26 protein-coding genes are annotated in these 26,985 nt (G+C 69.6%); 9 read left to right on the forward strand and 17 right to left on the reverse strand.

The genetic code is table 11. The features are described from left to right. Nucleotides 1-26 precede the first annotated feature (26 nt). The gene (locus tag ALI22I_RS27610; protein ID WP_077008462.1) at nucleotides 27-1,514 is read left to right on the forward strand and encodes a flavin-containing monooxygenase; all 1,488 of its coding nucleotides are present in this window, start codon (nucleotides 27-29) and stop codon (nucleotides 1,512-1,514) included. A 161-nt stretch (nucleotides 1,515-1,675) separates the two neighbouring features. Here ALI22I_RS27610 and ALI22I_RS27615 read toward each other — a convergent pair whose 3' ends face one another. The 5 genes from ALI22I_RS27615 to ALI22I_RS27635 form a co-directional block, all read right to left on the reverse strand. Continuing rightward, on the reverse strand, nucleotides 1,676-2,392 hold the full coding sequence (locus tag ALI22I_RS27615) for a type 1 glutamine amidotransferase (RefSeq protein WP_077008463.1): 717 nt from the start codon (nucleotides 2,390-2,392) through the stop codon (nucleotides 1,676-1,678). Continuing rightward, complete coding sequence (locus tag ALI22I_RS27620) at nucleotides 2,389-3,639, reverse strand: MurT ligase domain-containing protein (RefSeq protein ID WP_077008464.1); 1,251 nt, start codon at nucleotides 3,637-3,639, stop codon at nucleotides 2,389-2,391. The genes ALI22I_RS27615 and ALI22I_RS27620 overlap by 4 nt, the downstream gene beginning before the upstream one ends. 40 nt (nucleotides 3,640-3,679) lie before the next feature. After that, nucleotides 3,680-4,162, reverse strand: a complete 483-nt coding sequence (locus ALI22I_RS27625) for a helix-turn-helix domain-containing protein (protein WP_077008465.1) — start codon at nucleotides 4,160-4,162, stop codon at nucleotides 3,680-3,682. A 132-nt stretch (nucleotides 4,163-4,294) separates the two neighbouring features. Then, a complete protein-coding gene (locus ALI22I_RS27630) occupies nucleotides 4,295-4,963 on the reverse strand; it encodes a SanA/YdcF family protein (protein ID WP_077008466.1) in 669 nt (222 codons plus the stop codon). Nucleotides 4,964-4,988: 25 nt separating this feature from the next. Then, nucleotides 4,989-6,608, reverse strand: a complete 1,620-nt coding sequence (locus tag ALI22I_RS27635) for an LCP family protein (RefSeq protein ID WP_238598599.1) — start codon at nucleotides 6,606-6,608, stop codon at nucleotides 4,989-4,991. Between the two features lie 595 nt (nucleotides 6,609-7,203). Here ALI22I_RS27635 and ALI22I_RS27640 point away from each other — a divergent pair. Together ALI22I_RS27640 and ALI22I_RS27645 are read left to right on the forward strand one after the other, a co-directional pair. Then, on the forward strand, nucleotides 7,204-10,164 hold the full coding sequence (locus tag ALI22I_RS27640; protein WP_077008661.1) for a glycine--tRNA ligase: 2,961 nt from the start codon (nucleotides 7,204-7,206) through the stop codon (nucleotides 10,162-10,164). 297 nt (nucleotides 10,165-10,461) lie between these two features. Continuing rightward, entirely contained in the window at nucleotides 10,462-11,571 is a 1,110-nt protein-coding gene (locus tag ALI22I_RS27645) for a sugar ABC transporter substrate-binding protein (protein ID WP_077008467.1), read from the forward strand. On the opposite strand, the gene ALI22I_RS27650 is transcribed toward ALI22I_RS27645, so the two are convergent. Next, nucleotides 11,564-12,034 carry a winged helix-turn-helix transcriptional regulator gene (locus ALI22I_RS27650; protein WP_077008468.1) on the reverse strand — a complete coding sequence of 157 codons (471 nt, stop codon included), beginning with the start codon at nucleotides 12,032-12,034 and terminating at the stop codon, nucleotides 11,564-11,566. The genes ALI22I_RS27645 and ALI22I_RS27650 overlap by 8 nt on opposite strands. 82 nt (nucleotides 12,035-12,116) lie before the next feature. Here ALI22I_RS27650 and ALI22I_RS27655 point away from each other — a divergent pair, with 82 nt between their 5' ends. Both ALI22I_RS27655 and ALI22I_RS27660 read left to right on the forward strand, forming a co-directional pair. Further along, nucleotides 12,117-12,773, forward strand: coding sequence for a DUF899 domain-containing protein (locus ALI22I_RS27655; protein WP_077008469.1), 657 nt, complete (start codon nucleotides 12,117-12,119; stop codon nucleotides 12,771-12,773). Nucleotides 12,774-12,778: 5 nt separating this feature from the next. Beyond that, nucleotides 12,779-13,012, forward strand: a complete 234-nt coding sequence (locus ALI22I_RS27660) for a hypothetical protein (RefSeq protein WP_077008470.1) — start codon at nucleotides 12,779-12,781, stop codon at nucleotides 13,010-13,012. Between the two features lie 3 nt (nucleotides 13,013-13,015). Here the strand turns inward: ALI22I_RS27660 and ALI22I_RS27665 are convergent, their stop codons facing one another. Then, nucleotides 13,016-13,738: a hypothetical protein gene (locus tag ALI22I_RS27665; RefSeq protein ID WP_238598600.1), complete on the reverse strand. Its 723-nt coding sequence runs from the start codon at nucleotides 13,736-13,738 to the stop codon at nucleotides 13,016-13,018. Nucleotides 13,739-14,081: 343 nt separating this feature from the next. On the opposite strand from ALI22I_RS27665, the gene cspE reads away from it, so the two are divergent. Then, a complete protein-coding gene (gene cspE, locus ALI22I_RS27670; protein WP_077008472.1) occupies nucleotides 14,082-14,285 on the forward strand; it encodes a transcription antiterminator/RNA stability regulator CspE in 204 nt (67 codons plus the stop codon). An 82-nt stretch (nucleotides 14,286-14,367) separates the two neighbouring features. On the opposite strand, the gene ALI22I_RS27675 is transcribed toward cspE, so the two are convergent. Together ALI22I_RS27675 and ALI22I_RS27680 are read right to left on the reverse strand one after the other, a co-directional pair. Beyond that, nucleotides 14,368-14,787, reverse strand: coding sequence for an ester cyclase (locus ALI22I_RS27675; protein ID WP_077008473.1), 420 nt, complete (start codon nucleotides 14,785-14,787; stop codon nucleotides 14,368-14,370). Between the two features lie 259 nt (nucleotides 14,788-15,046). Then, a complete protein-coding gene (locus ALI22I_RS27680; RefSeq protein ID WP_238598601.1) occupies nucleotides 15,047-16,753 on the reverse strand; it encodes an acyl-CoA dehydrogenase in 1,707 nt (568 codons plus the stop codon). Between the two features lie 187 nt (nucleotides 16,754-16,940). Between ALI22I_RS27680 and ALI22I_RS27685 the strand changes: the two genes are divergently transcribed. Then, a complete protein-coding gene (locus tag ALI22I_RS27685; protein WP_077008474.1) occupies nucleotides 16,941-18,005 on the forward strand; it encodes a WD40/YVTN/BNR-like repeat-containing protein in 1,065 nt (354 codons plus the stop codon). Nucleotides 18,006-18,012: 7 nt separating this feature from the next. Continuing rightward, on the forward strand, nucleotides 18,013-18,291 hold the full coding sequence (locus tag ALI22I_RS27690) for a MoaD/ThiS family protein (protein ID WP_238598602.1): 279 nt from the start codon (nucleotides 18,013-18,015) through the stop codon (nucleotides 18,289-18,291). A 3-nt stretch (nucleotides 18,292-18,294) separates the two neighbouring features. Here ALI22I_RS27690 and ALI22I_RS27695 read toward each other — a convergent pair whose 3' ends face one another. The 8 genes from ALI22I_RS27695 to ALI22I_RS27730 all read right to left on the reverse strand — a co-directional run bounded on the left by ALI22I_RS27695 (nucleotide 18,295) and on the right by ALI22I_RS27730 (nucleotide 26,194). Next, nucleotides 18,295-19,098, reverse strand: a complete 804-nt coding sequence (locus ALI22I_RS27695; protein ID WP_077008476.1) for an SWIM zinc finger family protein — start codon at nucleotides 19,096-19,098, stop codon at nucleotides 18,295-18,297. Beyond that, on the reverse strand, nucleotides 19,091-21,193 hold the full coding sequence (locus tag ALI22I_RS27700; RefSeq protein ID WP_443216970.1) for a DEAD/DEAH box helicase: 2,103 nt from the start codon (nucleotides 21,191-21,193) through the stop codon (nucleotides 19,091-19,093). The genes ALI22I_RS27695 and ALI22I_RS27700 overlap by 8 nt, the downstream gene beginning before the upstream one ends. 1,135 nt (nucleotides 21,194-22,328) lie before the next feature. Then, nucleotides 22,329-22,598: a transglycosylase gene (locus tag ALI22I_RS27705; protein WP_077008477.1), complete on the reverse strand. Its 270-nt coding sequence runs from the start codon at nucleotides 22,596-22,598 to the stop codon at nucleotides 22,329-22,331. A gap of 39 nt (nucleotides 22,599-22,637) precedes the next feature. Next, entirely contained in the window at nucleotides 22,638-23,168 is a 531-nt protein-coding gene (locus ALI22I_RS27710; protein WP_077008478.1) for a hypothetical protein, read from the reverse strand. 65 nt (nucleotides 23,169-23,233) lie between these two features. Then, complete coding sequence (locus ALI22I_RS27715; protein ID WP_083752084.1) at nucleotides 23,234-24,403, reverse strand: DNA cytosine methyltransferase; 1,170 nt, start codon at nucleotides 24,401-24,403, stop codon at nucleotides 23,234-23,236. 18 nt (nucleotides 24,404-24,421) lie between these two features. Then, entirely contained in the window at nucleotides 24,422-24,814 is a 393-nt protein-coding gene (locus ALI22I_RS27720; protein WP_077008664.1) for a very short patch repair endonuclease, read from the reverse strand. Between the two features lie 53 nt (nucleotides 24,815-24,867). Next, entirely contained in the window at nucleotides 24,868-25,062 is a 195-nt protein-coding gene (locus tag ALI22I_RS27725) for a hypothetical protein (protein WP_077008479.1), read from the reverse strand. A 16-nt stretch (nucleotides 25,063-25,078) separates the two neighbouring features. Beyond that, complete coding sequence (locus ALI22I_RS27730) at nucleotides 25,079-26,194, reverse strand: DUF2786 domain-containing protein (protein WP_083752055.1); 1,116 nt, start codon at nucleotides 26,192-26,194, stop codon at nucleotides 25,079-25,081. A 90-nt stretch (nucleotides 26,195-26,284) separates the two neighbouring features. Between ALI22I_RS27730 and ALI22I_RS27735 the strand changes: the two genes are divergently transcribed. Further along, nucleotides 26,285-26,959, forward strand: coding sequence for a hypothetical protein (locus tag ALI22I_RS27735; protein ID WP_077008480.1), 675 nt, complete (start codon nucleotides 26,285-26,287; stop codon nucleotides 26,957-26,959). Nucleotides 26,960-26,985: the final 26 nt, after the last annotated feature.

Consider the following 26,985-nt stretch of genomic DNA (forward strand, 5'->3'; position numbering starts at 1 on the left):
ATGTAGCCGGACGTTGGAGGACGGGCATGCACCGAGCGGTCAAAGTCCTGGTCGTCGGCACGGGCTTCGCGGGCCTGGGCATGGCGATCGAGCTCAAGCGCACCGGGGAACGCGACTTCGTCGTGCTGGAGAAGGCGAACGACCTCGGCGGCACCTGGCGGGACAACTCCTACCCCGGCTGCGCCTGTGACGTCCCGTCGCACATGTACTCGTTCTCGTTCGAGCTCAACCCGCGCTGGACGCGCATGTTCGCCCGGCAGCCGGAGATCTGGGACTACCTCAAGCGGGTGGCCGAGAAGTACGGGCTGCGCGAGTACATCCGGTTCAACAGCAAGGTGAACGGCGCCCGTTGGGACGAGGACGCGAAGGTCTGGCACGTCACCACCGCGAACGGCGACACGTACACCGCGAAGTCGGTGGTGGCGGGCGTCGGGGCGTTGCACATCCCGAACATCCCGACCCTGCCGGGCATCGACCGGTTCGAGGGCAAGACGTTTCACTCGGCCGAGTGGGACCACGGCTACGACCTCAAGGGCAAGAAGGTCGCCGTGGTTGGCACGGGGGCGTCCGCGATCCAGTTCGTGCCGCAGATCGCGGACGACGTCGCGCGGCTGACGTTGTTCCAGCGCACGCCGCCGTGGATCATGCCCAAGGTCGACCGGGCCATCAACACGTGGGAGCAGAGGCTGTTCCGGGCCCTGCCGATCACGCAGCGGCTGTACCGGAACCTCGTGTACTGGACGCGGGAGTCGAGCGCGCTCGGCTTCGCGGTGAACCCGAAGATCATGGAGTTCGCGCAGGGCATCGCCAAGCGGCACATGCGCGGTCAGGTCGAGGACGAGGCGTTGCGGGCCAAGCTGACGCCCGACTACACCCTGGGCTGCAAGCGGGTGCTGCTCAGCAACGACTACTACCCGGCGTTGAACAAGCCCAACGTGGACGTGGTGACCGACGGAATCGCCGAGGTGCGGGCGCACAGCGTGGTGGACCGGGCGGGCGTCGAGCACGAGGTCGACGTGATCATCTACGGCACCGGGTTCCACGTGGTCGACTCGTTCGACTACCTGGACGTCACCGGGAAGGGTGGCGTGGACCTGGCCGGGAAGTGGCGGGAGAAGGGCATCGAGACCTACTACGGGATCACGGTCTCGGGCTTCCCGAACCTGTTCTTCCTGCTCGGGCCGAACACCGGTCTGGGGCACAACTCGGTGGTGTTCATGATCGAGTCGCAGATCCGGTACGTCCGCCAGTGCCTGGAGCTGCTGGACCGGCACCAGGCCGACGAGCTGGACGTGCGCCCCGACGTGCAGGCCCGGTTCAACCGGCAGTTGCAGCGCAAGCTGACCAGGGGCGTGTGGACCGAGGGCGGTTGCAAGAGCTGGTACCTCGACGCGCAGGGCATCAACCGGACCGTGTGGCCCGGCTTCACCTGGCGTTACTGGATGCGCACCAAGACCGTGCGCGCCGAGGACTACACCCTCACCCGAGCCCGCCGCACCCGCGTCCCAGCCTGACCTGACCTGAACGTAGAACTCACCGGTCCCGAACGTTCGACTCTCGCGTTCTGAACGTTCAACTCGGGTGTTCCGAACGTTGGACACGCGTGTTCTGGACGTTGGACACGCGGGTGTGTCCAACGTTGGTGTTCGGTGTGTCCTGCGTTCGGGGTGGGGGGTTAGAGGGGGACGCCGGCGGATTTGGCGCGTTCGGTGCGTAGGCGGGTTACGGCGGGGAGGTCGAGGGGTGCGGGCTTGGTGCCGGTGGCCCATTCGATCAGGAGGTCGGCGATCTGGGGGTTGCGGGGCAGCACGGGGCCGTGCAGGTAGGTGCAGAGGATTCGGCCTTGGACGGCGCCCTCGACGGAGCCGTCGTTGCCGGTGCCCACCTTGACGTGCGCGAGGGGGCGGGCGGAGGGGCCTAGGACGGTGCGGCCCTGGTGGTTCTCGAAGCCGGTGAGCAGGCCCTCGAACAGGCCGCCGGCGGCGGTCGCGATGACCTCGCCGATGGCGCGGCTGCCGCCCGCGTGCGAGGTGGAGTCGATCAGCCCGAGACCGGGGTGGGTGACCTGGTCGGCCCGGGTGAACGACTCGCCGAAGATCTGGATGCCCGCACAGACACCGAGGATCACGGCGCCACGAGCGGCGGCGTGCTGCATCCCCGGGTGGTCCCGCAGGTGCCGCACGGCCAACGTCTGCGCGGTGTCCTCACCGCCGCCGACGACGTAGATGTCGCACGAATTCGGCACCGGCTCGCCGAACCGGATGTTGACGATCTCGGCGGGGATGCCCCGCCACGTCATCCGCTTCTCCAGCACGACCGCGTTGCCGAAGTCGCCGTACGTGCCCAGCAGGTCGGGCAGCACGAGAGCGATCTGAACCTTGTTGGTGCTCACTGGGCGGCCCTCGCGTTCAGGTCGCGGAATGCGGTGTAGTTGGCGATCACTTCCACCGGTCCGGGCGGCATGGCGTCGATGGCCAGCAACGGGTCCGGCACGATCGTGTGCTCGACCTCCGCGTAGGTCAACCGGACCGCCAGGTCCGTCGCCCGCTCACCGGACGCGATCACCTGCCGGCCGCGCAGCCGCTCGAACGGCACGTCCCACAGCCACGACAGGTCACGCCCGTCGGCCTCCTGCGCGTTGATCACGAGCACCGCCGGGTGGTCGGCCTCGCGGACCACGGTCAGCGTCTCGCTCCACCCGGCCGGGTTCTTCGACAGCAGCAACCGCGCCCGGTGCCCGGACCGCTGGATCGTCCGGTAGCGACCGGCCACGTTGGACACCGCGCGCAACCGCTGCACGGCCTCCTCGATCGGCACGCCCAGCGCCGCCGCGGCGGCCGTGGCCATCACCGCGTTGGCCTGGTTGAACTTGCCCGGCAGCCGGAGCGACAGCTCGACCTTCTGGCTGTTCGGCGCGACCAGGTACCCGTCGCCGGTCACCCAGTCGGGGCGCGGCCGGGCCAGGTCGCACCCGGTGCAGTGCCAGTGCTCGCCTTCCCAGCGGATCGGGTCGCCGCAGCGCGGGCACGAGGCGGCGTCGTTGTGCCAGCCCGTCCCGGTGGCGACCCACACCACCTTGGCCGAGTCACGGGCCGCCGACGTCACCATGATGTCGTCGCAGTTGGCCACCACGACCCCGGTCACCGACGTCAGCGCCGTGCGCAGCGACTTCTCGATGGTGCGCACCTCGCCGACCCGGTCGAGCTGGTCGCGGCTGAGGTTGAGCAGCACCGCCACGGCCGGTGACGCGGCCCGCACGACCTCGGGGAAATACCCCTCGTCGACCTCCAGCACCGCGTACGGCGCGTCGGGCTGCTTGGACAGCGCGGTCACGTGCCCGTCGGGCATGTTCGCGCCGCCGTGGTTCGTGGCGACCTCGCCCAGGAACGACATGGCGCGGCTGAGCATCATCGTGCTGGTGGTCTTGCCGTTGGTCCCGGTCACCAGGGCGACCTGGCGACCGGACGTCAAGTGCGCCAACGCCTGCGGGTCAAGCCGCAGCGCGACCCGGCCGCCGATCATGCCACCGGCGCCCAGACCCATCTTCTGCGACAGCTTGGAACTCATGTTGCCCAGTCGCACGGCGGCCGCGGTGCGCAGCGGCAGGCGGGCTGGGTCTGCACCTGGAGTGTTCGGCAAGCGACTTCCTGCACGGTCAGGGGAGAGAGGTCCCCCGATGCTACCGGGGGCGGTGGTTGTCCAGCTCCCTCAGGGTCCTGATCAGGTCCACCGTGCTGAGCTGGCACAACTGCGCCATGTACTCCAGCGCGGGCAGGTCGAGGTGGACCTCGGCCGGTTGGCCGGGCACCAGGTTGGCCAGCCGGCCCTGCGCCCAGCGGCGCAGCGGCAGCAGTTGCGGTCGCGTGTCGGCGACGACCGTGGCCAGGTCGACCGCGAGATGCCCGGCCGGCGCGTCCCCGAAGACGCGTTCGTGCACACGTGCCAGCACCTGGTGCGCGGGCACACCCAGCGCAACACAGATCTCCACCAACCGGACCACCGAGCACTGGCGGGTGCCCAGTTCGTACGTGGCCAGCGTTTGCAGCGAGATTTCGCTCTGCAGTCGGCGGTTGAGCTCCTTGCGGGTCCATCCGCGCTGCTTGCGCAGGCTGCGCAGCTCATCACCGAGCACGCGTTGGTACGCAGCCGTGTCGATCCGCACCGTCAAGTCCTCCAGTCCCCTGGGGCCCCGACAGACCCCACGCAGATGGAAGGCGCGACATGCCGATCGCTTACGCGAGATGTCCGAATTAACGCCCGATTGGGCTAATTGAGTGGTACCGAAAGTAGAGTCTCACCGCTCCAGGGCGCTGGTGACACCCGGTTCACGCGGTCCGAGGAAGAGCGGGTCCGGCTTGGCGACCAGTCCGTCCCACATGGCCTTGCCCGCCGCCAGGACCTCCCGGAAGTGCCCGTAGGCGGTGGGCGCCGGCCACTGCGCCGCCGTGTCGTGCCCCACACCGAACGCCTCGATGCCCGCCGATCGGCACAGCGCCACCGCGCGCGGCAGGTGGAACTCCTGGGTCACCACCGTCGCCCGTTCGACGCCGAAGATCCGCTTGGCCCGCGTGCACGAGTCCCAGGTGTCCAGGCCCGCGTAGTCGGCCACGACCACGTCCTCGGGCACGCCCTGGTCGATCAGGTACGTCCGCATCGCGCTCGGCTCGTCGTACTCGGTGGTGCTGTTGTCGCCGCTGACCAGCACGACTTCGACCTTGCCCCGCTGGTACAGGTCGGCGGCCACGTCCAACCGGCCGGCCAGCAACGCCGTCGGCGTGCCCGACCTGGTCAGACCCGCGCCGAGGACCAGCGCCACCGGCGCCTCGGGCACGTCCGCCGCCGCGTGCCGGTAGGACGCGCTGCTGGTCTGCACCCACACCCACGGCGTGGCCACGAGCACGGCGAGCAGCCCGAGCGCGATCAGCACCCGCTTCCAGCGCAACCGCTTGATGAAGTTCCCCATTGAACGCTCCCCCGATCGATCACGGTCAGTTGACGCAGCGCACCCCGTCCGCGGTGATGGGCGGCTGGGTCTCGTCCGGCTGCTGCCGCCGTGCGCCGTCCAGGCCGACCAGCGGCGCGCCTGCGAGGCTCTGCGTGCCCGGACCGTCGTAGTCTTCGCCGACGAACACCTGGACGTGCCCGGCCGGGACGTTGGCGTCCTCTTCCAACTCCAGCCCGCCGCCCAGGGCCTGCGAGACGGCCTCCGCGCCCGCCTCACCGCCCACGCCGTAACGGACCACCGACGTGTCCATCGGCGTGGCGTTGGCGGTGCCGCCGTCGAGGAACTTCAGCGCCACCAGCGACTGGAGCACCCGCGACGCGAGCCCCGAGATGCCGGAGGCGTTGCGGACCTCGACGGTCACCGTCGCGTTGTCGATGGCCGTCGCGGTGTTGCTCTGCGCGGTCGGGTCGGCGTTGAGGTTCTTGAAGAACTTCTTCACGTCGCGCTCGTTGACCTCGATCGCCTGGCCGTCTTCGGGCGTGTCCAGCTCCGGGTTGCCGGTCGGGATCGTCTCGAACTTGAGGTTCCCACCGGTCAGGTCCTTCATCTGGGTGGCGAACCGCAGCACGTCCCAGTCCTGGTCCAGCACGATCGACTTGGTGAGCGCGTCGATCAGGGCGCTGAGCTTGCCGGGGTCGGACAGCGTGCCGGCGGACAGGATCTGCTTGGCCAGGCCTGCCATGAACACCTGCTGGCGGACGATGCGGTCGAGGTCGCCGCGCAGCAGCCCGTGCCGCTGCCGGACGAACGCCAGCGCCTCGCGGCCCTGGATCTTCTGCGGTCCGGCGGCGAAGTTCGCGCCGGAGTAGCTGTCCTTGGTGGCCTGGTTGAGGCACACGTCCACGCCGCCGACGGCCTTGGTGATCTCGTAGAACCCGACCAGGTTGATCTCGGCGTAGTGGTCGATGGTGACGCCGGTGAGGTCCTCGATGGTGCCGATGAGGTTCTTCGCGCCGTCCTTGCGCGACTCGACCTCCAGCTGCCTCTCGTCGGTGACGCCCTTGGCCTTCAGCTCTTCGATGGCGTCGCCCTTGCCGTACCCGTACGCCGAGTTGATCTTGTGTCGGCCGTAGCCGCCCGCGATCTGCACGTAGGCGTCACGCGGGAACGACACCGCGACGGCCTTGCCGCCGTCGTTCGGCACGTGCATCAGGATCAGCGTGTCGGTGTTCAGCCCGCCGTCGTTCTCGTTGCCCGCGTGCAGCTCGTTCAGGATCTCCTGGGGCAGCGGGTTGCCCTGGGCGTCGGTGCGGCTGTCCATGCCGACCATCAGGATGTCCACCGAGCCGTCGGCGGGCTTCTCACCGCCGCCTTCCTCGCTGATCACGTCAGTGGTAGTGATGTTGCTGAGCAACGACTGGAAGTTGGCCCACGCGTAGCCGGTGCCCAGCAGCACGACGACCGAGAAGAACGCGATGATCGTGCGGCCGACCAGCGCGCCGCCGCTCGTCCGGCGCGCCGGCGGGCGTCCGCGCGGCGGACCGGTGCGGCCGGCGGGCGGACGTGGCCGCTGACCTGCGGCGGGGCGCTGACCAGGGCGCTGGCCGGGGCGCTGACCAGAGGCGCCGGGACGGCGTTCGGCGGCCGGCCTCGGCCGGTCCACGCCCTCGCTGCCGGCGCTCGCGCGCTCGTTCGGCCTGGCCGCACGACCCGCGTCGCCAGCCCTCGCCGCACGCCCTGCGTCGCCAGACCTCGCCGGACGACCTGCGTCGCCAGACCTCGCCGGACGACCTGCGTCGCCAGACCTCGCCGGACGACCCTCGTCACCCGGTCGGGGACGCTCTGACCTCGGCGGGCTCACCCTTTCGGGGGAGGCTCGCTGTGGCCGTTCACCCGGCAGGGGGCCACGTTCGCCGGCCGGACGGCGCTGCGGCGGCTCCACCCGTTCCCGCGGCTCGGAGCGCCTCGGCGGCTCCTGGCCACGCGGCGGTTGACCTGCGGAAGGACTCCGAGGGGGAACAGGTCGCCTGCGGAACCCGTCGGGTTCGCCTGGCCTCGGCGGCCGGTTGTCCACTCCCACTCCTCCCAAGTACCCGGGTTCGTCCCGATGGACGCACGACGAGTCGCCCGGGTTGCCAACAGCGTGGCACAGCGGTGTGCGTGTGATCGTGATACCGGGTGTCGACCGGGCTGACCAGGCCGGTTACCCGATTGTGAGGAGCGACTCGGTGCGTTCGTAGACTGCCACCGTGCTCACCATGCAGGATGCGCTGCTCGCGCTGACCAGGTACTGGACCGAACGGGGCTGCGTCGTCGTGCAGCCGTACAACACCGAGGTCGGCGCCGGCACGTTGAACCCGGCCACCGTGCTGCGGGTGCTGGGTCCCGAGCCGTGGCGTGTGTCCTACGTGGAGCCCAGCGTGCGGCCCGACGACGCGCGGTACGGCGAGAACCCGAACCGGTTGCAGACCCACACCCAGTTCCAGGTCATCCTCAAGCCCGACCCGGGCGACCCGCAGGAGCTGTACCTGGGCAGCCTCGAAGCGCTGGGCATCGACGTCCGGGCGCACGACGTGCGGTTCGTGGAGGACAACTGGGCCTCGCCCGCCCTCGGCGCGTGGGGCCTGGGCTGGGAGGTGTGGCTGGACGGGCTGGAGATCACCCAGTTCACCTACTTCCAGCAGGCCGGCGGTATGTCGCTGGACCCGGTGTCGGTGGAGATCACCTACGGCATCGAGCGGATCATGATGGCGCTGCAGGGCGTCGACCACTTCAAGGACATCTCCTACGCGCCCGGCATCTCCTACGGCGAGGCGTTCGGCCAGGCCGAGTACGAGATGAGCCGGTACTACCTGGACGACGCCGACGTCGAGGCCAACAAGCGGCTGTTCGAGGAGTACGCCGCCGAGGCGCGTCGGATGCTCGACGCCCGGCTGCCCGTGCCCGCGCACAACCTCGTGCTGAAGTGCTCGCACACGTTCAACGTGCTCGACGCCCGTGGCGCGATCAGCACCACCGAGCGGGCCCGCGCGTTCGGTCGGATGCGCGGCCTGGCCCGCGAGGTCGCCCAGCTGTGGGCGGCCCGCCGTGAGGAACTGGGCCACCCGCTGGGCCTGGCGCCGGTGCCCGCCGCGGCCACCCTGCCGGAGGCGTTCGCCGAGGTCGGCCAACCGAGCACGCTGCTGTTCGAGATCGGCACCGAGGAGCTGCCGCCCGCCGAGGTCACCCGGACCGTCGAGGCGGTCGGCAAGGCCGTCACGGACCGGCTGGGCGCGACCCGGCTGGCGCACGGCGCGGTCGAGGTGCACGGCACGCCGCGCCGGATCGTGGTGCTCGTGCCGGACGTCGCGCCGCGCGAGCCGGACGCGGAGAAGACCGTGCGCGGTCCCCGCGTGTCCGCCGCGTTCGACGCCGACGGCAACCCGACCAAGGCCGTGCAGGGCTTCGCCCGCGGTCAGGGCGTGGACGTCGAGGCGCTGGGCCGGGTCACCGAGAACGGCGTCGAGCACGTCGCCCTGGTGCGCACCGACCCCGGTCGCGGCGCCGTCGAGGTGCTCAGCGGGCTGCTCGGCGAGGTGGTGTCCGAGCTGCGCGCCGAGAAGAACATGAAGTGGAACGACCCCAAGCTGTCGTTCACCCGCCCGATCCGCTGGCTGCTGGCCCTGCTGGGCACGACGCCGGTGCCGGTCGCGGTGTCCTCGTTGGCCGCCGAACCGAAGACCCGCGTGCACCGCACCGCCGACGTCCCCGTGGTGGAGGTGTCCACGGCGGACGGTTACCTGGACTTCCTGGCGGGGCACGGCATCGACGCCTCGGCCGAGCTGCGGCGGGCCGCGATCGTGGCCAAGGCGGAGGAACTGGCCGCGTCCGTCGGCGGGGTGGTGGACTTCGACGGCGTGCTGGACGAGGTCACCAACCTGGTCGAGCGGCCCACGCCGATCCTCGGCTCGTTCGAGGAGCGCTACCTGGAGCTGCCCGCGCAGATCCTCACCACCGTGATGCGCAAGCACCAGCGGTACCTGCCGGTGCGCGCGCAGGACGGTTCGCTGCTGCCGCACTTCGTGGCGGTGGCCAACGGCGAGGTGGACGCCGACCTGGTCCGCGCGGGCAACGAAGGCGTGCTGCGCGCCCGGTACGAGGACGCGGCGTTCTTCTGGCGTGCCGACCTGCGCACGCCGTTGGAGGACATGAAGGCCGGGCTGGAGAAGCTGACGTTCGCCGACAAGCTCGGCTCGATGGCCGACCGGGCGGGTCGGATCGCGACGCTCGCCGGACGGCTGGCCGAGGTCGTGGGTGCGGCCGACGACATCCTGGCGCGGGCCGGTGCGCTGGCCAAGTTCGACCTCGGCTCGCAGATGGTGATCGAGCTGTCCAGCCTGGCCGGGGTGATGGCCCGCGAGTACGCCGAGCGGGCGGGGGAGACCCCGGAGGTCGCGCGGGCGCTGTACGAGATGGAGTTGCCGCGCTCGGCGGGTGACGCGCTGCCGTCGTCCACGCCCGGCGCGCTGCTGTCCCTGGCCGACCGGTTCGACCTGCTGGCCGGGCTGTTCGGCATCGGCGCCAACCCGACCGGCAGCTCGGACCCGTTCGGGCTGCGGCGGGCCGCGTTGGGCGCGGTGAGCGTGCTGCGGGCGTTCCCGGAGTTGAAGGACATCACGCTGACCAAGGCGTTGTCGCTGGCCGCTCAGGAGCTGAACGTGTCTGTGCCCGCCATTTCGGGGAAAGCGCTGGACGTGGCCTGGGAGTTCACCGTGCGGCGGTACGAGCAGCAGCTGTTGGACGCCGGGCACGACCACCGGTTCGTCAACGCCGTGCTGCCGTTGGCCGAGGCGCCCGCGGTGGCCGACACGACGTTGGCGGACCTGACCCGGCTGGCCGGTGACCCGGACTTCGCCGCGCTGGTCGCCGCGTTGCAGCGGGTGCGGCGGATCGTGCCCGCGGACACCGTGGGCGAGTACGACCCGCAGGTGCTCGTGGAGCCCGCAGAGGTGGCGCTGCACAAGGCGCTGGCCGACGTGCCCGCCGGCGTCACGGGGCTGGCCGCGTTCGCCGCCGCCGCGACCGGGCTGACCGGTCCGGTGAACACGTTCTTCGACGAGGTGCTGGTGATGGCCGAGGACCCGGACGTGAAGCGGGCCCGGCTGGGGCTGCTGGCCGCGATCCGCGACCTGGCCGCGCCGGTGCTGGATTGGCAGGCGTTGGGCACCGCGCTCGGCTGAGCCGCCCCGTGCACGACGGAATCCCCGTCCCCGGCTGAACCGGTGGGCGGGGGTCGCCGTATACGGCTATATGTCGCGGTGGGCGTGACGAATCGGGTGCGGACCGTGACAGCAGACCCGGTGGTAACACCGCCACCTGCGGATTCGATGTTCCGGGAAGGTCAACTGGTCGAATGTCGGTATCCATTTGGCGCTGTCGGGTTGCTACATCTTGACGAACCCGCTCCCGGGAGGATGGAATCCCGCCACATTCTGTTTCCGCCGTCGACGATGATGTGCCGCGCAAGGGGTTGGCGAATGCTTAGGCTACCCAGAGCTGTGTCCTGCGCTCTGTTCGTCCTGTTGGTCACTTCGTGCGGGACGGCGGTCGATCCGCTCGCGCCGCCCACCGGCGCCCGGGCGGAGAAACCGGTCGTCGGTGTGATCCTGCCCGACCTGGCCTCGTCGGATCGGTGGGCGGACCAGGACGCGCCGCTGCTCAAACAGGCGTTGGGCTTCGCGGGCATCGAGGGCCTGATCGAGAACGCCGAGGGTGACGAGAAGAAGTTCACCAGCATCGCCGACGAGATGATCGCCCGCAAGGTCAAGGTGTTGGTGACGACGCCGTTGACCCCCGAGGGCGGCGCGGCGGTCGAGCGCAAGGCGAAAGACGCGGGCATCCCGGTCATCAACTACGACCGGATCAGCCTGGGCGGCCTGGCCGAGTACTACGTCTCCTTCGACAACATCAATGTGGGCGAATTGCAGGCCGAAGGTCTGCTGCAGTGCCTGGGGGACAAGGATGCCGCGCGGATCATCGAACTCCAGGGCGCGCCGACGGACAACAACGCCACGCTGTTCTTCGACGGTCAGCGCCGCAAACTGGGCCCGAAATACGACACCGGCGCGTTGCGTTTGGTCGACAGCAAGGCCATCGATCAATGGGACCCATTGATCGGTAAAGCCACGTTCGAGCAGATGCTGGCGCGCAGCGGCGGTGTGATCGACGGCGTGGTGGCGGCCAACGACGGGCTGGCGGGCGCGGCGATCGAGGTGCTGAAGGCCAAGGGCCTGGCCGGCAAGGTGCCGGTGACCGGTCAGGACGCCACGCTCGACGGCCTGCGCGCGATCCTGCGCGGCGAGCAGTGCATGACGGTCTACAAGCCGATCCGGGACGAGGCCGAGGCGGCGGCGCGGCTGGCCATCGCGGTGGCCCGCGGCGACCTGAGCGGCGCGGACGACCTGGCCACCGGCAACACCCGTGACCTGGTGGCGAAGCGGGACGTGAAGTCGCTGCTGTTGGGCGCGGACCTGATCACCCGGGGCAACGTGCGGACGTTGGTGGCCGAAGGCGCGGTCAAGTCGGTGGACCTGTGCGCGGGCGACACCGCGGACGACTGCGCCGAGCTGGGCATCAAGGTCAACTAGACGGCACCGGGACGTCGGCACCGGGGCCCGGCAGCACGTCGATGTCGGCGGGCCCCATCGGCTCGCCGCACTCCGAGCAGTGCAGCTCGACGTGCGCGATCCGGCCGCACGCGTGGTGGCGGTAGAGCACGGGCGGGCCGGCCTCACCCGCCGTCCAGCGATCGCCCCAGCGGACCATCACCATCAGCAGCTCGACCAGCTCGGTGCCCTTCGGGGTGAGCGCGTACTCGTGGCGCGGCGGTTTCGTCGAGTACTCGCGGCGTTCCAGCACGCCCTGCTCCACCAGCCACTTCAGCCGTTCGGCGAGCACCTTGCGGGAGATGCCGAGGTCCTCTTGGAGCTGGTCGAAGCGCGCGATGCCCACGTAGACGTCCCGCAGGATCAGTGGCGACCACGGCTCGCCGATGACGTCCATGGTGCGCGCGATCGAGCAGGCCATCTCGCCGAACCGGGTCCGCTGCACGGCGCCAGTCTAGCCCAATGGGTTCCCTTAGGGAACGGAAGCCTGCTAGGCTTAGTTCCCTAAGGGAACCTGGAGGTGTGTGATGGCCCGACCGACCGTCGTCTCCCCGTGGGAGTGGCAGGCCGCGCGTGACGAACTGCTGGTCAAGGAGAAGGAACTCACCCATGCGCTGGACGCTTTGGCCGCCGAACGCCGCAGACTGCCGATGGTCCGGCTGAGCGCCGACCACGCGTTCACCGCGCCGGACGGTTCCGTCGTCGGCCTGACGGACCTGTTCGCCGGTCGTCGGCAACTGGTCGTCTACCACCACATGCTCGCGCCGGGGCAGGACTGGCTGTGCTCGGGCTGCTGCTCGTTCACCGACAACCTCGCCGACCAGACCCACCTCAACGCCCGCGACACCACGTTGATCCTGATGTCCCGCGCGCCGCGGGACGAGATCGCCGCCGTCCGCGATCGGATGGGCTGGACCGTGCCGTGGTACTCGGCGGGTCAGGCGTTCTACGACGAACTGGGCCTGGGCGACGGCTTCGGGCTGAGCGTGTTCCTGCGCGACGGCGACGAGGTCTTCCGCAGCTACTTCACCACCGCGCGCGGTGTCGACCGGCTGCGACTGGACTTCAACCTGCTCGACCTGACGCCGTACGGCCGTCAGGAGCAGTGGGAGGACTCCCCGGACGGTTGGCCGCAGACGCCGACCATGGCGTGGCTGCGCCTGCGTGACGAGTACGAGGTCTGATCGCCATGACCCGCACCATGACCGAGGACGAACGCGACGAGTTCTTCGCACTGCCGCACGTGGCCGTGCTCAGCGTCGCCGCCGACGACGTGTACGCCGTGGTGAGCCGGTACGTGCCCGAGGCGGACGCCCGGGCGTTCGCGGAGGCCGAGACCACCGACCCGTCCGGCACGTTCGTCTTGTTCACCGGCCGTCCGGTGCGGTGGTTGACCAACGACTTCGGCGAGGCGGACGACTGAGGTCTAACCCTCTTCGTCGTGCCGCCCGGAGATGAACTCCTGCACGCGGATCTTCACCTGGATGAGTGGTTGTCGGATGCGGGCCTCCCGGCGGTACGCGCGGCGCAGCTTGCGGGAGCCTTCGGTGTACCGCCACCGGGCCCACGGCGAGCCGGGTCTGGCCAGGCGCAGCGCGCCGATCTCCGGCAGCACGGGCACCAGCAGCCCGAGCAGCCCGGTCCACACCTTGCCCTTCAGCAGAGCCACTATGGCGAATGCCATGTTGACCAGGATGATCAGCACGCGCAAGGCCACACCCTCGCCGTAGAACTCGTCGTAGCCCAGCGGTCGGGCGCCGAGCAGGAGCAGGCCGGTCATCCCGATGGCCAGGAACACCGCGTCGACCGACAGTCGACCGTCCTTGGTCCAGTACACGTCCCGCAGGTGCAGGATCAGCGCGAACTCGTCGAGCACCAGGGCCGCGCCCACGCCGAGCAACGCGGCTGCGGCAACCCGCACCCCGTGCTGGTCGTCCGGCACGGCCAACCCGATCACGCCGCCGAGGAGCATGAAGACGGCTCCGAACACGACGTGGTGGATGTGCGTCCCACCAGGGGTGATGTTGCCGGGCCACCAGCGCACCTTGGCCCGGATGAGCCGGACGCTGATGCGGATGAAGACGAAGGTGACCACGAGGCCGAGGAAGAAGAACAGCAACCGGGACTGGGGGAGGTCGAGCGAGGTCACCACCCCATCTTCGCCCCAGGGGGTTACTTCATGTTGACCCTGCCCTGGACGTGACCTGTGGGGCGCGTGGCGCGCCGTATCGGTTCAGGCCTGGAAGACCCGCCGTGATGGCCGTCTCGCTCACCGCAGCTGTGCGACTCGCCGCATTCTTCTGCTCGACTGCCGGCGGGATCTCATGGTTGACTGTCTGCGGTCGTACCTTTCTGTGTTCGTGTTCCACCACGCTCGCGGAACGGAGTTGCGGGCGCCGAACTTTCCTCGCCAGGAGGGGCCGGGGCCCTAGCTGACCCGGTGGTCGCAAGCGCGATCCGGCACCTGTTAGAGGAGAAGTAGCAAGATGGCAGTGACTCAGGGCACCGTGAAGTGGTTCAATGCGGAGAAGGGCTTCGGCTTCATCTCCCCGGACAACGGTGGCGCCGACGTGTTCGTGCACTACTCGGAGATCCAGAGCAACGGCTACCGCACCCTGGAAGAGAACCAGCGGGTGGAGTTCGAGATCGGCCAGGGCCAGAAGGGCCCGCAAGCGCAGACGGTTCGGCCGCTCTGACCTAATCCGGGTCACCACCAGGACCTGGATCTTTTCGGGCCGCCAACCCCTCCACCGGGGGTTGGCGGCCCGAATCGTCTCCTCAGGTGGTCAACACGGGGGCCGGACCGACCTGTTCGCCGTAGACGCGCTTGCCCACCAGACGCGCGTTGTCGAACACGAAGAACGCCGTCGTCCGCACCCGGAACGCCCGCCCGGTGGGCTCCTCGCCGCGGAGACTGCCCAGGTGGGTGCCCTGCAGCTCCAGTTCCACGATCACCGCGTCGTCGGCGTGGTGCAGCTCCACCAGCTTGCTGCGCTGGTCGGGAAACGCGTCGCGGACGCGGGCGTAGTACCCGGCGACCTCGGCGCGACCGTCGAACACCTGACCGGTCGCGACGACCTCCCAGCGCGGGTGGTCGAAGGTGCCGACGGCGGTGTCGAACTCGTGTTCGTTCTCCGACTCCAGGTGTTCCAACACGATCGCCTCCCGCAGGGCCCGCAGTGCCTTGGACGCGGTCATGCGCGCGATTCCCTCCCGGTTCGTCGGTAGCTGACGACGAAACACGGGCGTGCCCCACCAGTCAAGACGCATCTGGTTCCGGGGTCGTCGATCATGTTCGCGTTCACCCGCGCGCGGCGGTCGCATCCGTCCGGTCGGAGTGGTGGTGATTGGTGCCATTGCCGGTGCCACCGACGCCCTACCGGCCGCACTTAATCGTTTACCTGCGGCTTCGCCGCTAAGGCGGCGGCGAACGTGCCACCGCCTTAGCTCGATCGGCTTATGGGCGCATTTCGTATGCGCCGGACAGCGCAGCCACCTTGCTCCACACGTGTTCGAAGCGGGCTTGATCGACAACGGGCTTGCGCACCTGATCGAGTGCCCACTGCTGCTGCGCCTCGGTGGACGACGCCTTGCCGTGCAGCGCGACCGCGTAGGCCGAGAAGTCGCGCACCAGGACGTCGAAGACCTGGTCGAGCACTTGGGCGTCCAGGTCGGTGATCCGGGCCTGCTCCAGCACCAGCTGGCCGTAGACGACCAGCGTGAACAGGTGGCCGAGGTTGAGCAGGAAGTCGAGGTCCTTCTGCTGTTCGTCGTCCGGGGCGGCGGTGGTCAGCAGGGTGCGCAGCGCCCGTGCCTGCTCGTGGAAGCGGGCCACGTTCGGCACGTGCGCGTGGTCGCGGTAGGGGGTCTCCCAGTCGTGGAACCGGATCTGACCGAGGCCGCGCGCCGGGCCCTGGTGCCAGAAGAACTCGTCGTCCGCCGGGTCGTGCCTGGTCGGGACCTCGGCGTACTCGGCCGGGTGGAACAGGTAGTTCGGCATGAACTTGAGCACGAGGGCCAGGTTCACGTGAACGGTGCCCTCCAGCTTGGGCAGGGCGCGGATGTCGCGGGCGGCCATGGAGAAGTAGGTGTCCTTCTCGAAGCCCTTGGCCGCGATCACGTCCCACAGCAGGTCGACGACCCGTTCACCCTCGCTGGTGACCTTCATCTTGGTGATCGGGTTGAACAGCAGGTAGCGGCGGTCCTCGGGGGACGCGCTGCGGAAGTAGTCGACCGCACGGTCGGCGAACAGCTTCATGGCCGTCAGCCGGGCGTAGGCGTCCACGAAGCTCTGCCGGACGTGCGGGAAGTCGGTGACCCGCTTGCCGTACAGGATGCGGTTGTGGGCGTGCGTGATGGCCTCGTAGAACGCGTGCTCGTTGATGCCGATCGAGGCCGTGCACAGGTTGAACTTGCCGACGTTGACCGTGTTGAGGGCGGCGCTGAACGCGTCCGGGCCGGTGTGCAGGATGTCGTCCGCGGTGACCGGGTAGTCGTCCAGGCGGAACTCGCTGACGAACATCTGCGAGTCCACGATGTTCTTGACCAGCGAGAACTTCTCGTGCTGGGAGTCGACGGCGAAGAAGACGTACCCGTCCGGGCCCTCGACGTCCGCGCGGCGGCCGAAGACCGAGACCATGCCCGCGACGTTGCCGTTGCCGATGTAGTACTTGCCGCCGGTCGCGCTGAAGCCGTGCGCGGTGGGGGTGAGGACCATGTCCGTGGAGTAGACGTCGGCGCCGTGCTCCTTCTCGGACAGTCCGAACGCGAAGACCGCGCCGCCGTCGAGGAGTTCGGCCGCCTTCTTGCGGGCCGCGGCGTTGTCGCTCATCCAGATCGGACCGAGGCCGAGCACGGTGACCTGCCAGGCGTACCAGTACTGGAGGCCGTAGAAGCCGAAGATCTCGCTCAACGCGGCGTTGCGGGCGGCGTCCCAGCGCTTGTCCACGTTGCCGTCGGCCTCGGACGCCGGCGTGCAGAAGGTGGCGAACAGCTTCTCGCGCGCGACGAAGTCCAGGAACTCGGTGTACCAGACCTTGGCCTGGTCGTCCGCGATCAGGCGGGTCTTGCCGCGGCCCTCGAACCAGTCGATCGTCGCGCGCAGCAGGCGGCGGCTCTCGGCGTCCAGGTGACCGGCGTCGTAGGTGTTCGGGTCGAACAGCACCGGGTTTCTCCCTTCGTCGGCGCCGCACGCTACCAGTCGGTAACTTATCTGGCTCCCCGACCACACCCCGCGAGCGACCGATTTTCCGGGCGGCCGAGCCGCCGTCCGCGGAGCAGCGGCCATGTGATTGTCGTACGGTGCTCCACGTCACAATTCTGTGCTGTAGGTCACATTCACGGAGGGCGCCATGCACCTGCTCGCGATCGGTACCCGCAAGGGCCTGTGGCTCGCGACCAGCGAGGACCGGAAGTCGTGGAGCCTGAGCGGACCGCACCACGCGATGACCGAGGTCTACGCAATCGCGATCGACGCCCGCCGTGACCGGCCCAAGCTGCTGGTGGGCACCAGCAGTTCCCACTTCGGCCCGACCGTCGTGACCAGCGACGACCTCGGCGCGACCTGGGACGAGCCGGACCACGCGCCGATCGCGTTCCCGGAGGACGCCTCACTGGAGCGGGTGTGGCAGTTGGCGCTGACACCCGACCCGGAGGTCGTGTACGCGGGCACGCAGCCGTCGGCGCTGTTCCGCTCGGAGGACGGCGGCCGGACGTTCTCCCTGGTCGAAGGGCTGTGGAAGCACCCGCACCGGGAACAGTGGGGCGCGGGGTTCGGCGGGCAGGCGATCCACACCGTGCTGCCCGACCCGGACGACCCGCAGCGGCTGACCGTGGCCATGTCCACCGGCGGGGTGTACCGGACCTTCGACGGCGGCGCGTCGTGGGAGGCGAGCAACACCGGCATCAAGGCCTACTTCCTGCCCGACCCGTACCCGGAGTTCGGGCAGTGCGTGCACAAGGTCAGCCGGCACCCGTCCCGGCCCGAACGGCTGTTCCTGCAGAACCACCACGGCGTGTACCGGTCGGACGACTCGGGGGAGACGTGGACGTCGATCGCCGACGGCCTGCCCGCCGATTTCGGCTTCGCCATGGTCAACCACCCGCACAAGCCGGACGTGATCTACAACTTCCCGCTGGCCGCCGACGGGGACCGCTTCCCGCCCGAGGGCAAGTGCGCGGTGTACCGGTCGCCGGACGCGGGGGCGTCGTGGGAGGCGTTGCGCAACGGCCTGCCGGACGGCTTCTGGACGGCCGTGATGCGTGACGCGATGTGTACCGACACGGCGACCCCGGCCGGTGTGTACTTCGGGTCGCGTTCCGGTGAGGTGTACGGGAGCGCGGACGAGGGCGAGAGCTGGCAGAAGATCGCCGAGCACCTGCCCGATGTCGTGTGCGTGCGCGCGGCGGAGGTGTGAGTTGCGAGTGCTCGTGCTGATCCCCGGCCCGCTCCGCCAGACCACCGGCAACCAGGCCAAGCTGGAGATCGACCTGCCGGAGTCCGCCACCCTGGGCGCGCTGCTCGACCACCTGGCCACGCGGTACCCGTTGCTGGACCGGAGGCTGCGCGACGAGCGGGCCGATCTGCGCCGTTACGTGAACTTCTACGTGGACGGCGAGGAGTGCCGGCGGCTGTCCGGTTCCGATACCGAACTCACCCCGAACACGGAGGTCCAGATCCTGCCGTCGGTCGCCGGCGGCTGACCACTACTTCGCGATCACCCGGTACAGCGGGCGCAGTTCGTCGGTCACCGAGCGGCCGTCCACGACGAGCGGTCCGAGCTGGTCGAGCAGCGCGTCCGGGCGCCTGCTCGTGGGCTCGACGGCGTCCGGCACGACCTCGGTGACCTTCGGCCGTGCCCAGAACGACCTGAGCGCGTCCTCCCGCGCCTTGGCCGCTTCCGGCCGGGGCTCCTCGGCGGGGATGGGCGCGCGCAGGTCGCGCAGCCGGTCCAACAGGTCCTCGCGGGAGCGCCCGCGCCAGGCCAGGATCTCGAACGGGTCGGTGTCGAACGACTCGGCGAGCAGGTGGCAGGTGGCGGCGAGGTGCTTGCACGGCATCTCCCAGTCCGGGCACGTGCAGTCCATGGACAGCTCGCGCATGGTGCTCGGGAACAGGGTGAGGCCGAGGTCGGCGAACACGTCCTCGATCTCCGGCGGCATCTCGCCGGCCAGCAGCTTGGCCGCGAAGATCGCCCGATCCGCCAACGCGTGCTCGATGCGCCGCCAGTCGTCGTCGCTGAACTTCCGCACCCCGATCCGTGCCCGGTACGGCTCCGGGCGCGCCCCCGTCACCAGCGCCACCACCAGGCTGGTCGACAGCGACAGGCTCATCACCTGACCGGTGCGCGCGTACGCCCGGCCCCGGCTCAGGCGTGCGCCCATGCCGAACGACTCCAGCACCTCGACGAACCGGCGCGACCACCACGTCTGGGCGACGTCGCCCCGCTTGCTGCGCAACGTCAGACCGCCCTCGACCCGGATCGGGCGCGACCCGTGCCGGTCAGTCACCGACGGCCTCCCCGGACAGGGCGAACAGCTCACGCAGCTCGCCGGTCGACAGTTCGGTCAGCCAGTCCTCGCCCGCGCCGACCACGAGCTGCGCCAACCCGCGTTTCTCCTCGATCATCCGGTCGATCCGCTCCTCCAACGTGCCCACGCAGACGAACTTGCGCACCTGCACGTGGTTGCGCTGCCCGATGCGGAACGCCCGGTCGGTCGCCTGGTCCTCCACCGCCGGGTTCCACCAGCGGTCCAGGTGGATGACGTGGTTGGCGGCGGTCAGGTTCAGCCCGGTGCCGCCCGCCTTCAACGACAGCACGAAGATCGACGGGCCGTCCTTCTCCTGGAACCGCCGCACCATCTCGTCCCGTGCTCGCTTGGGCGTGCCGCCGTGCAGGTACAGCACCTCGGTGTCGAACCGGGCGGCCAGGTGCGGCACGACCAGGGAGCCGAAGGCGGTGAACTGGGTGAAGCACAACGCCTTGTCACCGTCCGCGAGTGCTTCCTCCAACACCTCCTCCAACCGGGCGAGCTTGCCCGACCGGCCGGCGATGCGGGAGCCGTCACCGAGCAGCTGCGCCGGGTGGTTGCAGACCTGCTTGAGCCGAGACATCGTGGCCAGCACCAGGCCCTTCCGCTTGACGCCCTGCGCCTCGGCGATCCGGGCCAGCATGTCGTCCACCACCGCCTGGTAGAGCGTGGCCTGCTCGGCGGTCAACGTGCACAGCTGCTTGACCTCGATCTTGTCCGGCAGGTCGGTGATGATCCGCGGGTCGGTCTTGAGCCGGCGCAACACGAACGGACCGGTGATCCGCCGCAGCCGCACGGCGGCGTCCTCGTCGTGGTGCCGTTCGATCGGCACACCGAAGCGGGCGCGGAACGTGTTGATCGTGCCCAGCACGCCGGGGTTGACGAAGTCCATGAGCGACCACAACTCGGCCAGCCGGTTCTCCACCGGCGTGCCGGTCAACGCCACCCGGTGCCGAGCCGGCAACGCCCGCACCACCCGTGACTGCCGAGTGGAGCTGTTCTTCACGTTCTGCGCCTCGTCCAACACGACCCGGTCCCACGAGACGCCCATGAGCTTCCCGACGTCCCGCGCAACGACCGCATAGGTCGTGATCACCATGTCGCAGTTGACATCGAGCGCACGATCCGCGCCGTGGTAGACCCGCACCTCCAGATCCGGCGTGAACCGCGCAGCCTCCCGCTGCCAATTGCCCACCACCGACATCGGGCACACCAGCAGGGTCGGCAGCCGCTTGCCGTGCCGACGGTTGTGGGCCTCCAGCGCCAACAGCTGCACGGTCTTCCCAAGCCCCATGTCGTCCGCCAAACAGGCACCGAGTCCCAGTCGATCAAGGAACGCCAGCCAGGCCAGACCGCGCTCCTGATAGGGCCGCAGCTTCGCGACCAACCCCGGCGGCTGCTCGACCGGCCCCAGGTGGTGCTCCACCTCACCGGACAGCAAGTCACCCAGCCACCCAGTGGCGCTCACCCCGTTGAGCGGCAGCGGCAGGTCGGCGTCGTCCGGGTGCAGGCCCGAGTGCAGCAGCACCTGCGCGGCCGTCATCTGCCCGCCGCCACGCTTGAGGAAGGCCAGTCCAGCGGCGAGCCGTTTCGGATCCACGTGCACCCATTGCCCGCGCACCCGGACCAACGGCACCTTCGCCTCAGCCAGCGACAGCAACTCGGACTCGGTCAGCCGTTCGTCCCCGACCGCCAGCTCCCACCGGTAGTCCACCAGCACCTTCAGCCCAAGTTCGCTCTCCTTGGCGACTTCCCCCGCCGTGCCACGACTGGCAGCCGTGAGCCGCAACCCGAGCCGCTGAGGCTGACGCCACCACGACGGCAACATCACGCCGAACCCGGCTTCACTCAACAGCGCCGCGTGCTTGAGAAAGTCGTAGGCGCCCTCAACATCGAGTTGCAACTCCACCGGCCGCTTAGCCGAGAGCGCACGGTCCAACGCCGGGTAAAGCCGTCCCGCCCGCCCCAAATCCCCGAGCAACACGTCCTCAGGCCGACTGACCCACCGCCGCAGCACCGCGTCCTGCTTGTGCCACAACTGTTCCGCAGTCACCACCACGCTGGGTTCATCCACGGCCTGAAGCAGGAACTCAACCCGCCACCCGTCCTTCGCCGCACCACCCTGATCCGGCGAACTGAGCCGAAAACAGGTCCGAACAGGACTCTCCTGCAACCCACCGGCCCGCCACGAAGCCAACTTCCCCCGCAGCGCCCCCACTTCCCCTTCCACCAAAGGGTCGCCCACCAAGGCCGCCAACCACCGCCCGACAACCCCATCCCCACCCACACCCGCGCCGGAGAGCCGCCCCCTCACCTCAAGATCGACCGCGCGGTCCAACACCTCCATCACCAGATCGCCCGCCCCGTCCCCACCCCGGAACGACGGCGGCATACTCCCCCGAAGCGCCGCAAACCGCGCCAGGTCCACCCCAGCCAACGCAGTCCGCCACCGCGCAAACCCGTCACCGTCAACAGACGGCAAAACCCGCCCCCGCCGAACCAACTCGCGCCCAAACCCGAGCACATCGCCCAAAAACTTCCCCGAAGCCCCCACCCGGCAATCCGGCACCCCGTCAGGCAGCCCCCCATCCACCCACACAACGGGAACCACCCACTCCCGCCACCGAACAGCCCCGCGCCGACCCCCCACCGACTCCCGAACCAACTCCGGCGACCCAACCGGCCCACTCGCATAAGACGGCAACCGGACCGCCAGCACCCCAACCTCACCGCCCCCAAGCAGCGCGGCCAATCCATCTCCCGAAACCGCAAACGGGTGCCCAACAGCCACCCGAGGCAACCGCCCAACAACCCGCCCCGGCAACCCCGAGTCCTCGGCCCACAACGCCACCCGCCCACCGGCCACGCCCAGGGCGTGCAGCACCAACACAAACAGCACTATGCGCCCAGCACCCCCACAACACCCAACCGGGCCACCCGACGCCACACCCACACCAACACCAAAACCGCCAGCGGCCGACAAGGCAACGAAATCCACCGCCCCACAACGGACCCGCCACCGGCCGACGAGGCCAGCAACCCCACGCGCCCCACAACGGACCCGCCACCGGCCGACGCGTGCACCAAATCCCCTCGCCCCCGATGGGCCCGTGGGTGGCCGACGAGGCTCGATTTGACATGGCTGCGGCCTGCCTTCGGTGCCCGTAAGGGCCCATGTCAAATCGAGCCGGACGAGACCACTGGCTCATCTACTGGTGTTGGCGGGACCTCTTGCGGGCCAGGGCCGTCACACCCACCGCAGCCAGACCGACCTGGAGCGCCAGTTCGATCCAGTCGACACCCGACGTGTCGGCCACCCCGATGGCCGACGCCGCGAACGTTCCCACCAGGGCCGCCGCGACGCCCACCAGGAGCGTCATCAGCATCGAAATCTTCTGCCTGCCCGGCACGACCAGCCGCCCCAGACCACCGACGAGCACGCCGATGACCAACGCCGAGATGAGCCCGGTGATCTCCACGAGAGGTCCTTTCCTCGCCCTACGCGTCCACCACGAGCATCACCGGACGCCCTCCTCTCCCGAATCGGGTTTGCCCCTGACCCGCCCCTGATCCCGACCCTGAAGCCGGAACACCTCGGCACCCTGATCGGACAACGCCCGACCCGGCACGTCCGGGTCGCAGCCCACCCTGGCCAGGCGTGACCTGATCGAGGTGGGGGAGCGTTCCAAACGTTTGGCGATCGACCGGATCAGGTCGACGGTCGGGATGTCCTGGCTCGCAGCCAGCCAGTCGGCACGCAGGGCGTCGTCCAAGTCCGGCGTCCAGGGCAGGTTGGCGTTGGCCGGCCGGTCCCGGGGCGAGGTGGACGGCGGTGCACTGAGCTTGGCCAAGGCCTCCAGGACCTGCGCCAACAGCTTCCCGATCTTCGCCCCGGCGTCCGAGGGCAGTCGGATGGTGCCTTCGGCCACCAGAGCGCCCGAAGTGTCGACGCCGGCCAGGTTCACCGACAGTTCCGGGTCCGCCGTGGCCACCAACTGGTAAGTGGTGGAGCCGATCCGGACCGAGTTCTCATACGTAGTTGTCGTCATGGTGATGACGCTAGCGAAGGGGTCTGACAATTCCGGGTGGCACCATCACCGGCACCGACCCGGAATCAGCGGCAGAGCGGACAGCTCGGCCCGGAAGCCCCGGAAGCCCCGGAAGCCCCGGAAGCCCCGGAAGCCCCGGAAGCCCCGGAAGCCCCGGAAGCCCCAGTCGGCTCGGCAGCCTCGGCACCCGTCAGATACGGCTTCAAATGCTCGGCGATGGCCCTCGCCAGCGACGGCGGCACAGCGTTGCCGATCTGCCTGGCCACCTCGATCTTCGACCCACACCACTCGAACGAGTCCGGGAACGACTGCAACCGCGCCGCCTCCAGGTGCGTGATCGGCCGGTCGACCCGGTGCCCGTCCTCACCAGGCTCCCACTGCGGGTGCAGGTAACGACCCTTCTCCGGCTTGTAGAACTCGGTCCGGATGGTCAACGACGGCTCGTCCCACCGCATCCGCCCCATCACGTCCGTCGTGCCGGTCTTCTTCTCCCGCCAACACCGCGGCAGCAACTCCACCGGCAGGTCGAACCGACCACCACCAGGCGGGATGTGGCGGTACCGCTCCAACGACAACGGTGTCGGATTACGGCCCACATGCAGATCCAGACCCTTGAACGGCCCCGGCAGCCCACGACCGAACAACTCCACCACCGACTCCGGCAACGCCGTCGTCACCGGCCGCTCCGGCAGGCCCCGCAGCACATCGCCCACGGCATGCCAGCGCTCACGCGAATGGGTCGGCGTCGGCAGCGGGATGCGTCCGATCCGTGAGCCGATCACGATCGCCCGCCGACGCCGTTGCGGCACACCGAAATCCGCTGCCAACAGCACACCCGAGGTCAGCTCGTAACCCTCGGTCTCGGCCTGGAGCAACGCGAACTCGGTCGACGCCAGGAACCGGTCGACGTTCTCGATCACGAACACCGACGGCCGGGCCTGCCGCACGAACCGCAGGTACTCCCGCCACAGCGAGTTGCGCGGATCGTTGACATCGCGCGAGCCGAGGTTCGAGAACCCCTGGCACGGCGGACCGCCCACAACCACATCCACCCGGGGGATCTCGCTGTCCGGTACCGCCGCGATGTCCGACCACCGGATGTGGTCCTCGCCGAAGTTCGCCGCGTACGTCGCCGCCGCGTGCACGTCCCACTCGACCGCCATCACCGGCCGGTAGCCGCCCGCCGCGGCGAACCCGGAGGTCATGCCGCCACAGCCGGCGAACAGGTCGATCATGGACAGCACGGGCTCAGGCTAGCCGACTGCGGGCCGACCGCGACGCTCTACCACCACGGCCCGCACCCGATTCGCCGCGACGGCCGGGTCCTCGTGCTCCCACACCCGCACCGCGAGCCACCCCGCGTCCGCCAGCACTTGGTCGGTGTTGGCGTCACGCGCCTGGTTCGTCTCGATCTTCGTGCGCCAGAACTCCCCGTTGCGCTTGGGCCAAGTGCCGTGCTCCGGGCAGCCGTGCCAGAAGCAGCCGTCCACGAACACCGCCACCTTCGCGGGCCCGAACACCACGTCCGCCTCACGCCGGACCGCGCGCACCGGCCGCTGGTGCACCCGGTAGCGCAGCCCGAGCCGGTGCAGTTCACGCCGCAGCGCCACCTCGATCTCCGTGTCACGAGAGCGCTGCTTGCTCATCCGGGCGCGGACGTCGTCCGTCGTCTCCAGCTTCGGCACCCGGCCATGATGGCTCACGCCGGGTGCAGCACCTCCCGCAGCCTCCGCGCCGCCCGGTCGAGTTGCCCGCGCGACGGCAGCACCGCCGCGCCGACGTGCGTGAACTCTGTGATACCGAGATCGGCGAAGAAGAACGGCGGCATCGCGTGCACCAGCAGCCCCTCCGACCGCTGCGGACCGCCACGCGGGTTGACGATCAACCGCTCCACCCACCGAAACCGCAGGTCAGGTGATCGAAAGGTTCGCCCGGTCAGCCGCCGAACGCCCCGCGTCCCACCCCGCCGCGCTGCGCACCGGCGTGGACTTGGAGACGGTCCGCGTGAACATCGTGCCGAAGTACTCCTCCACCGCCTTCTTCCGCGCCGCCAACACCGGCAGCAGGCGGTCGTCGTCGGCGGGCACCTCGTTCGCCGTCCGCAGCCGTTCCCCGATCCGGTGCGCATACGACAGCAGGAACGACTTCCGGAACACCGCCGACCGCGCCTCGTCGCCCTTACGTGCCTTCTCACCGGCCGCGATCATCGCGCGCGTCGCCTGGACCAGCAGCGATGCCGACAGCAGCTCCACGATCTCCAGGTCGAGCTCTTCACCGACCAGCGCCACGAACCCCAGGTCGTACACCACGGCCCGGCACCGGTTCGCCTCCGCGACCACGTGCACGACCTGCGCTTTACCGTCGAAGTACCGCTTGTCCAGCCACAACCGGCGCGACGTCGTCGTCGCCGCCTCAAGCGGCATCCGCTCCAGCGCGTGCCGCGTCACCAACTCCTGCGCCTTGGTCGACAGCGCCTCGGCCTCCTCGGGGAACGCGGTCGACTCGGCCTTGGCCAGCAGTCCGCGCACCCGGTTGAGGATCTTCGGATCGACGTGGTGGTGGTCGATCGCGGACAACGGCGTGCCCGGCTTCGGCACGATCTCCGGCAGACCCGGCAACGTGATCAGCACGCCCAGCACCGCCACCGCGGCGGCCACGCCGTCCTCGCGCAGCTCGATGTGCCTGCTCGCCCACTGGTCGACGTGCGGCTGGGTGACGTCCCACCAGATCGTCGCCTCGATCTCCTCCAACTGCTCCTGCCAGCGCGGATGCAACGCGGAGTACCGACCGGCCTCCAACGCCAGGGAGTCGACCAGGAACGACAGCGCGCGTTCGTCCTCCTCGCGCCGCACCATCTCGAACACGTCGTAAGGCAGCCAGCCGTGCTCCCACAGGTGCTCGAAGGCACGCCTCAGCACCGCCTGAACCGCGTCGTCCACTTCGGCCGGTGGGAGGGAGGAGGTGCGCGGCAGCCCGGCCCGGCGATTCGCCGCGGCCCGCCACAACGCCTCGCGCAAGGAGCTCACGACCGCCGATTGTCCTCTTTCGGGTGTGGTGTCGCCGCAGCCGGTGCGCGTTGCGGCCCGGCGCGCGCCCGAACGTGCCAGCCTCGCGCCGTGAGCCGGAAGACGCAGCCCCCGAAGCGGCGCCCGATCGTGGTCGTGCACCGTCCACAAGGGACCGCGCTGACCGCGGCCCAACAACAGGTGGTGCGCCGCTGCCGGGCCCTGCCGGAAGTCCTGGACCCACTGGAGGCCGAGCTGACGGTCAGCAGCGCCGTCGCCGACCTCCAACCGGACGAAGAGTTCTGGGCCGGCCTGATCGAGCACGCCGTCTCCCTGCCCAGCCGCCGCAACCACGCCCTGCTCCGCGTCCTGGCCGCCGTCCTCACCGGCCGCCCCCGCGAGTGGGCCGCGAACGCCGTGGCACCGGCACGTCCCACCCTGGCCGTAGGTGGCGCCTGGATCTGCGACCGTTCGGTCGATGCCGGCTACCTGGCCCTGATCTGCGCTTACACCTTCGCCGCCGACGAACACGCCATGGTGTTCCTGATCGACGAACTAGCCGGCGGCGTAGTGCGAACCGCCTTCGTCACCCGAGACGTCACCACCGCCCGCCACCGCCTGTCCGAACACGGCGGCCCACTGACCCCGATCGGCGCCGAGGCCGCCCACTGGCTCCTGGCCAAGTCCTACGACCGCCTGGACCGCAACGGACCGGGCGACGTGGACCAAGAGGTGAGGCGCACCCGACTCCTCGCCGGCCGGCGGATCGCGCTCGCGTTCGGGTGAGCGTGGGCTCGACCTGGCAGGTGGCG

It is taken from the genome of Saccharothrix sp. ALI-22-I, from assembly GCF_001984175.1.
GTDB lineage: Bacteria > Actinomycetota > Actinomycetes > Mycobacteriales > Pseudonocardiaceae > Actinosynnema.